Here is a 7,439-nt window from a genome sequence, read left to right as displayed (position 1 = left end):
GTCCTGAACGCCGGTGTCCACGCGCACGCCGAACAGCTGTGAAGTGTCGGCCGCGAACATGGTTTCCTTGGGCGGCTGGAAGCGCACAAGCCGGCCCGTCGAAGGCAGGAAGCTGCGGAACGGGTCTTCGGCGTTGATGCGGCACTCAATCGCCCAGCCATTGCGCTGCACGTCCTTCTGCGCGATCGGCAGCTTCTCACCGGCCGCGACGCGGATCATCAGTTCCACCAGGTCCAAGCCCGTGATGCATTCCGTCACCGGGTGCTCGACCTGAAGCCGGGTGTTCATTTCGAGGAAGTAAAAGCTCTGGTCCTTGCCGACCACGAACTCTACCGTGCCGGCGCTCTGGTATTTCACGGCCTTGGCCAGCGCCACCGCCTGCTCACCCATTGCCTTGCGCGTGGCGTCGCTGATGAAGGGCGACGGCGCTTCTTCGATCACCTTCTGGTGGCGCCGCTGGATGGAGCATTCGCGTTCATTGAGGTAGACCACATTGCCGTGGCTGTCGCCCAGCAGCTGGATTTCGATGTGGCGCGGCTCCTCGACAAACTTCTCGATAAAGACGCGGTCGTCGCCAAAGCTGTTGCGCGCCTCGTTGCGGCAGGAAGTGAAGCCCTCGAACGCTTCCTTGTCGTTGAAGGCCACGCGCAAGCCCTTGCCGCCGCCGCCCGCGCTGGCCTTGATCATCACCGGGTAGCCAATGCCCTTGGCAATCTCCACCGCTTTCTCGGCGGTTTCAATCGCATCGTTCACGCCGGGAATGCAGTTGACCCCTGCCGCGCCGGCCAGCTTCTTGGATTCGATCTTGTCGCCCATGGCGGCAATCGAATAGTGCTTGGGGCCGATGAAGATGATGCCTTCTTCCTCGACCCGCTTGGCAAAGCCCGCGTTCTCGCTGAGGAAACCATAACCCGGGTGCACCGCCTGCGAGCCCGTCTGCTTGCAGGCCGCGATGATCTTGTCGGCCTGCAGATAACTGTCCCGGCTGGGTGCCGGGCCGATGTTGACGGCCTCGTCAGCCAGTTCGACGTGGCGCGCGTCCTTGTCGGCGTCGGAGTACACCGCGACGGTTTTGATGCCCATCTTGCGGGCGGTCAGGATGACGCGGCAGGCGATTTCACCTCGATTTGCGATCAGTATTTTTTTAAACATAAGCTCTTTCCATCGAGGTGAAACCGCCTGCGCACGCTACGCGTGCCATGCAATTTAGCTGCGCTGCTGCAGCGCTTCGCGCTTGGTCACCGCGATTGGCTATGAGAATTTTGGTAAACATGATGATGTCCAGTCGATTTTCTTTTTTGATACGCGGCAGCTCAGTATTCCCGCAGCAACCAGCCTGAAAAGCAGGCGAAATACTCGCGCGTCCATGCGTTGTAGCGCATATAAAGCGGTGTCAAGGCACCCGCCGTGCGCACATGGGACCAGCCCGCTTTTTCGGCAATCCAGCCGGCGCGCAGCGTGTGAAAGTCGCTGGTCACCAGCACCATGGGCACATCCCGTTTCACACCCGCAGCCTCCAGCAGACGCGCCGAAAACACCAGGTTTTCATACGTGCTGGTGCTTTGGTCTTCCAGGTTGATGCGCGCGGCATCCAGCCCAAGGCCGACCAGGTAGTCGGCCATCACACGCGCTTCAGGAATCTGCTGCTTGAAGTCCGTTCCGCCGCTGACCACGACCCGCGCCCGGGGATGTTGCCCGGCGAGGCTGTAGGCCAGTTTGAGGCGCTCCGCCAGGGTCGGGGAGGCTTGCCCGTTCGGCGTGCTTGAGCCGAGAACCACGATGATCCGCGGATCGGCATCTCCCGCAGCCTAAGGCTGCAGCCGCTGCAGGACAACAAAAAAGACCAGCAGGGAGGCCAGCCACAGGAAGAACCCGGTGAGTACCAGCCGCCAGGCGAGCCATCGCCAGCGGCGTCCGCGCAGCCACCTATGCCAACGTTCGGCGAACCATGAAAGCGCGATCAGCACCGTCGCGATGACTGCCGGCACGATCACGCCGAGGTGCGTGACCTTGGCCGTCACGAGGTAAAGGCAGTCGACCAGCAACAGGAGGCCGATCGCCAGCTGCAGCCAGCGCATGATCCCCGGACGGTACCTGCCGGGTGTCGGGCCAGAAATGTCCAAGGCGAAAATTCCGGACATGGCTTACAGCGGGATGTTCCCGTGCTTGCGCCACGGGTTCTCGATCTTCTTGTCGCGCAGCATGACCAGCGAGCGGCAGATGCGCTTGCGGGTTTCGTGCGGCAGGATCACGTCGTCGATAAAGCCGCGCGCGCCGGCCACAAAGGGGTTGGCGAAGCGGGCCTTGTATTCGGCCTCTTTGGCGGCCAGCTTGGCCGGGTCGCCCTTGTCTTCACGGAAGATGATTTCCACCGCGCCCTTGGCGCCCATCACCGCGATCTCCGCGTTGGGCCAGGCGAAGTTGACATCGCCGCGCAGATGCTTGGACGCCATCACGTCGTAGGCGCCGCCGTAGGCCTTGCGCGTGATCACCGTGATCTTGGGCACGGTGCACTCGGCGTAGGCGTACAGCAGCTTGGCGCCGTGCTTGATGATGCCGCCGTATTCCTGGCTGGTGCCTGGCATGAAGCCGGGAACGTCGACAAAGGTGATCACCGGGATGTTGAAGGCGTCGCAAAAGCGCACAAAACGCGCGGCCTTGATGGAACTCTTGATGTCCAGGCAGCCGGCCAGCACCAGGGGCTGGTTGGCGACGATGCCCACTGTCTGCCCTTCCATGCGGGCAAAACCGATGATGATGTTCTTCGCGTACTCGGGCTGGATCTCGAAAAAATCACCGTCGTCCACCGTCTTGACGATGAGCTCCTTCATGTCGTACGGCTTGTTCGGGTTCTCGGGCACCAGAGTGTCCAGGCTCAGGTCCATGCGGCCGGCCGGGTCCGCGCTGGGGCGAATCGGCGCTTTCTCGCGGTTGTTCAACGGCAGGTAGTTGTACAGACGGCGCAGCATCAGCAGCGCCTCGACGTCGTTTTCGAATGCCAGGTCGGCCACACCACTGCGCGTGGTATGGGTGGTGGCACCGCCGAGTTCCTCGGCCGTGACTTCCTCGTGCGTCACGGTCTTGACGACCTCGGGCCCCGTAACAAACATATAGGAGCTGTCCTTGACCATGAAGATGAAGTCGGTCATGGCCGGCGAGTACACCGCGCCGCCGGCGCAGGGGCCCATAACCATGCTGATCTGCGGCACCACACCGGAAGCCATCACGTTGCGCTGGAACACGTCGGCATAACCGCCCAGCGAGGCCACGCCTTCCTGGATGCGGGCGCCACCCGAGTCGTTGAGCCCGATGACGGGCGCGCCCACCTTCATGGCCTGGTCCATCACCTTGCAGATCTTCTCGGCATGGGCTTCGCTCAAGGCGCCGCCGAACACCGTGAAATCCTGGCTGAAGACAAACACCAGGCGGCCGTTGATCATGCCGTAGCCGGTGACCACACCGTCGCCGGGGATCTTGTTGTCCTGCATGCCAAAGTCGGTGCAGCGGTGCTCGACGAACATGTCCCACTCTTCGAACGTGCCTTCGTCCAGCAGGAGCTCCAGCCGCTCGCGCGCCGTCAGCTTGCCTTTGCCGTGCTGCGCGTCTATGCGCTTCTGACCGCCGCCCAGGCGGGCCGCGGCGCGTTTCTTTTCGAGTTGTTCGAGTATTTCTTGCATGGTGTGTTCCGCAATGTCGACAGTGAAAACTTACTTGGTTGAATCAAACAAAAGGCGCGCGGCGGCCTGGCTCATGCGGCGCGAGTCGTGCCCTACGCCCGGCACCGTGACGCGCTCCCAGGCCAGCGATGTGCCCAGCTTCTGCGCCTGCGTGGTGGCCTGCGCAAAGAAGTTGCTGCCGCGCTCAAACCGGTTCGCGCCCTGTGCCGTGGCCTGCCTGGCCTTCGGCAGGTTGGCCGCGTCGGTCTGGATGTCGGCCTCGCCGAGCAGCACGACAAGTTTGCGCGCAAAAACCTGCTTGAGCTTGTCGGGGCTGACGATGCTCTCGTCCAGTGCGTAGGGAAACTTGTCGTCCGTCAGGCCAGGATAACGGGGCRTGGTGTAGCTGCCGGCATTGGCGGCCACGGCGACGGAAACGCGGGGCGCCTCCGTCAGCAGCATGAAGCGATGCACGAACTGCCCGCCGGCTGAGTGGCCGAAGAGCAGATAGTCGGACGCCGTGAGCCCCTCGTCGGCACGGACAAAATCGAAAAGATGCTCAATGATCTGGAAGGACCATTTGCTGCGGTCGCGCGTCTCGATGCCGCCCATATTGAACAGCCGGGAAGAAAATCGCGCCTCGTCGAACTCCGGGGCCAGCACGATGAGCTTGTTTTTCTCGGCAAAAGGCATCCAGTTGTCGCGCATGCGCGAACCCTGGCGCTCCGCGCCATGGATCACCATCATCACCCTGGCATCGGGGCCGGCGCTGCGCGCCTTGTAGTAGTGCACGGTGACGGGCTTGTCCGCGAAATAGCCCTTGTCAGTGAAGACAAAGCTCTGCGGCTCGCCGGCCACCATGCCACCCGCCCAGGCCAGGCAGGCCTGCAGAAGCAGAACGCAGAGGATGACTATCTTCTTCATCGGTCCCATCCCTTGGCGGCAAGCGCCAGCAAACTACGGGCGGCTGTCGAGGGCGCGACTTCGCCGCGCGCCACCTCGGCCAGCAGGCCGGGCAGGCGCTCGTGCACCTGCGGGTCCTGGCGAAAGGCCTGCTTGAGGCCGGCATCTATGCGCTCCCACATCCAGGAGAGCGACTGCTGCTGGCGCCGGGTGGCGAGACGGCCGTTGGCAAGCTGCAAGGCCTTGAACTCTGTCACGGCTTTCCAGAACACGTCCACGCCTTTGTTATGAAGCGCGCTGAGCTGGATCACCCGCGGGTGCCAGTTCTTGTCAAAGTTGGCCGCCTGCGTGCTGTCCATGGCATTGTTGACCAGGCCGAACAGGCGCATCGCCGAGGTGATCTGCGCTTCAGCCCGCATGGCCGCGTCGGCGTCGATGTCGGCCTTGTTGATGATGACCAGGTCGGCCAGTTCCATCACGCCCTTCTTGATCGCCTGCAGGTCGTCGCCGGCATTGGGCAGTTGCATCAGCACAAACATGTCGGTCATGTTGGCAACGGCGGTTTCGCTCTGGCCCACACCCACGGTCTCGACGATCACCACGTCATAGCCGGCGGCTTCGCAGACCAGCATGGCCTCGCGCGTCTTTTCGGCCACRCCGCCCAGGTTGCCGCTGGAGGGGCTGGGCCGGATGTAGGCGCGCTCGTGCACCGAGAGCTTTTCCATGCGGGTCTTGTCGCCCAGGATGGAACCGCCCGAGACGGAAGAGGAAGGATCGACGGTGAGCACCGCGACACGGTGACCCTGTGCGATCAGGTGCAAACCCAGCACTTCGATAAAGGTGGATTTTCCGACCCCGGGCACACCGCTGATGCCCAGCCGCATGGCCTTGCCGGTATGGGGCAGCAAGGCCGTCAGCAGTTCGTCGCCCTGGGCGCGGTGGTCGGCACGGGTGGACTCCAGCAGCGTGATGGCCTTGGCGATGGCGCGGCGCTGGGCCATCGCGTCCGGGCCCATGATGGCCTGGAGGAAATCAGGCGCGGCCATCACGCCACGCGCTCCACCGCGGGCCATTCATAGTGCAGGTCGACGCCCTCTTCGCCCTGCAGCACAAAGCCATGGCGCAGGTAGAAGCGGTTGGCATCGCTTTCTTTCAGCGCAGTCAGCTTCACGGCCAGACCGCGCTCGCGCGCCTGGGCCAGCACCTGGCCGAGCACCCAGGCGCCTATGCCTTGGCCGCTGGCCTTGCTGCGCAGGTAAAGATGGTCAAGCCGCAGGGCCGCCTGGCCTTCGGGCTTGAGCGTGAAAAAACCCACGCGCTCGCCGTCCAGCAGGATGTGTTGCATGTACTGCGGCAAAAATCCCGCTGACAAGCGCTCGCGCGAGCGCGCGAGGTCAWAGCGGCCGACGCGCTCCAGGCTGGGCCGCATCGCGTCTATGCGCAAGGCCAGCATGTCCTCGAAGTCGCCGGCAAGCACCGGCTGCAGGGACAGGCGCAAACTGATATCCGTCACCGCGGGCTCACTTCGCAACAGCGGCGCGAATCTGTTCCAGCACGTCCTTGGCGCTGGCCGGGATCGGCGTGCCCGGGCCGTAGATGCCTTTCACGCCGGCCTCATACAGCATCTCGTAGTCCTGCCGCGGAATCACGCCGCCCACAAACACGATGATGTCGTCGGCGCCCTGCTTCTTGAGCTCGGCGATGATGGCCGGCACCAGCGTCTTGTGGCCGGCGGCCAGCGTGGAGACGCCCACGGCGTGCACGTCGTTTTCAATCGCCTGGCGCGCGCACTCTTCAGGCGTCTGGAACAGCGGACCCATGTCCACGTCGAATCCCAGGTCGGCGAAGGCCGTGGCCACCACCTTGGCGCCGCGGTCGTGGCCGTCCTGGCCCAGCTTGGAGATCATCACGCGCGGGCGGCGGCCCTGCTCTTCGGCGAAGGCGTTGATCTCGGACTTGAGTGTTTCCCAGCCTTCGGCGGAGTCATAAGCGGCAGCGTACACACCGGTCACCTTTTGTGTATCGGCGCGGTGGCGCCCGTAAACTTTTTCGAGGGCATCGCTGACCTCGCCCACCGTGGCGCGCAGGCGCACGGCCTTGATACTGAGGTCCAGCAGGTTGCCACTGTTATTTTCGGCGGCCGCCGTCAAGGCGTCCAGCGCCGCCTGCACCGCCGCACTGTCGCGTTTGGCCTTGATGGCGTTCAGGCGAGTGATCTGCCCGTCGCGCACGGCCACGTTGTCGATGTCGCGCGACTCGATGGCGTCTTCGGTCTTGAGTTTGTATTTGTTGACGCCGACGATGACGTCTTTGCCGCTGTCGATGCGCGCCTGCTTCTCCGCTGCGGCGGCTTCGATCTTGAGCTTGGCYCAGCCGCTGTCGACGGCCTTGGTCATGCCGCCCATGGCCTCGACCTCCTCGATGATGGCCCAGGCGGCGTCAGCCATGTCCTGGGTGAGCTTTTCCATCATGTAGCTGCCGGCCCAGGGGTCTATCACGTGGGGAATGTGGGTTTCTTCCTGGATGATGAGCTGGGTATTGCGGGCGATACGGGCGCTGAACTCGGTGGGCAGCGCAATCGCTTCGTCAAACGAGTTGGTGTGCAGGCTTTGCGTACCGCCAAAAACCGCGGCCATGGCTTCTATGGTGGTGCGTACCACGTTGTTGTACGGGTCCTGCTCGGTCAGGCTCCAGCCGGAGGTCTGGCAGTGGGTGCGCAACATCAGGCTCTTGGGACTCTTGGCATTAAAGCCCTTCATGATGCGGCACCACAGCAGGCGGGCGGCGCGCATCTTGGCGACTTCGAGGTAGAAGTTCATGCCGATGGCCCAGAAGAAGCTCAGGCGCCCGGCGAATTCATCCACGTCCAGGCCCTTGCCC

At 63.4% G+C, this 7,439-nt stretch carries 8 protein-coding genes; all 8 read right to left on the bottom strand.

The genetic code is table 11. The features are described 5' to 3' along the window. Positions 1-1,152, bottom strand: a 1,152-nt coding sequence (locus AC1D0P_RS18485) for an acetyl-CoA carboxylase biotin carboxylase subunit (protein ID WP_477678085.1), incomplete at its 3' end; no start/stop codon positions are given. Positions 1,153-1,313: 161 nt separating this feature from the next. Beyond that, positions 1,314-1,778 carry a YdcF family protein gene (locus AC1D0P_RS18480; protein ID WP_477678084.1) on the bottom strand — a complete coding sequence of 155 codons (465 nt, stop codon included), beginning with the start codon at positions 1,776-1,778 and terminating at the stop codon, positions 1,314-1,316. Between the two features lie 30 nt (positions 1,779-1,808). Next, positions 1,809-2,141 carry a hypothetical protein gene (locus AC1D0P_RS18475; RefSeq protein ID WP_477678083.1) on the bottom strand — a complete coding sequence of 111 codons (333 nt, stop codon included), beginning with the start codon at positions 2,139-2,141 and terminating at the stop codon, positions 1,809-1,811. Between the two features lie 3 nt (positions 2,142-2,144). After that, on the bottom strand, positions 2,145-3,677 hold the full coding sequence (locus AC1D0P_RS18470) for an acyl-CoA carboxylase subunit beta (RefSeq protein WP_477654657.1): 1,533 nt from the start codon (positions 3,675-3,677) through the stop codon (positions 2,145-2,147). Between the two features lie 30 nt (positions 3,678-3,707). Continuing rightward, positions 3,708-4,580 carry an alpha/beta hydrolase family protein gene (locus AC1D0P_RS18465; RefSeq protein WP_477678082.1) on the bottom strand — a complete coding sequence of 291 codons (873 nt, stop codon included), beginning with the start codon at positions 4,578-4,580 and terminating at the stop codon, positions 3,708-3,710. Continuing rightward, on the bottom strand, positions 4,577-5,605 hold the full coding sequence (gene meaB / locus AC1D0P_RS18460) for a methylmalonyl Co-A mutase-associated GTPase MeaB (RefSeq protein ID WP_477678081.1): 1,029 nt from the start codon (positions 5,603-5,605) through the stop codon (positions 4,577-4,579). Before meaB ends, AC1D0P_RS18465 begins: the two co-directional genes overlap by 4 nt. After that, positions 5,605-6,072: a GNAT family N-acetyltransferase gene (locus tag AC1D0P_RS18455; protein ID WP_477678080.1), complete on the bottom strand. Its 468-nt coding sequence runs from the start codon at positions 6,070-6,072 to the stop codon at positions 5,605-5,607. Before AC1D0P_RS18455 ends, meaB begins: the two co-directional genes overlap by 1 nt. 7 nt (positions 6,073-6,079) lie before the next feature. Next, the coding region (locus AC1D0P_RS18450; RefSeq protein ID WP_477678079.1) for a methylmalonyl-CoA mutase family protein at positions 6,080-7,439 on the bottom strand (1,360 nt) is incomplete at its 5' end.

The sequence above is a fragment of the Polaromonas sp. P1_G2 genome (assembly GCF_056405515.1).
Note: the sequence above shows the minus strand (reverse complement) of the source record. Positions and strands in the feature narration are given on the sequence as shown.

Coding starts and splice junctions, on each gene's coding strand:
- AC1D0P_RS18475 (WP_477678083.1), bottom strand. CDS start 2,141: ATGTCCGGAATTTTCGCCTTGGACATTTCTGGCCCGACACCCGGCAGG.
- AC1D0P_RS18470 (WP_477654657.1), bottom strand. CDS start 3,677: ATGCAAGAAATACTCGAACAACTCGAAAAGAAACGCGCCGCGGCCCGC.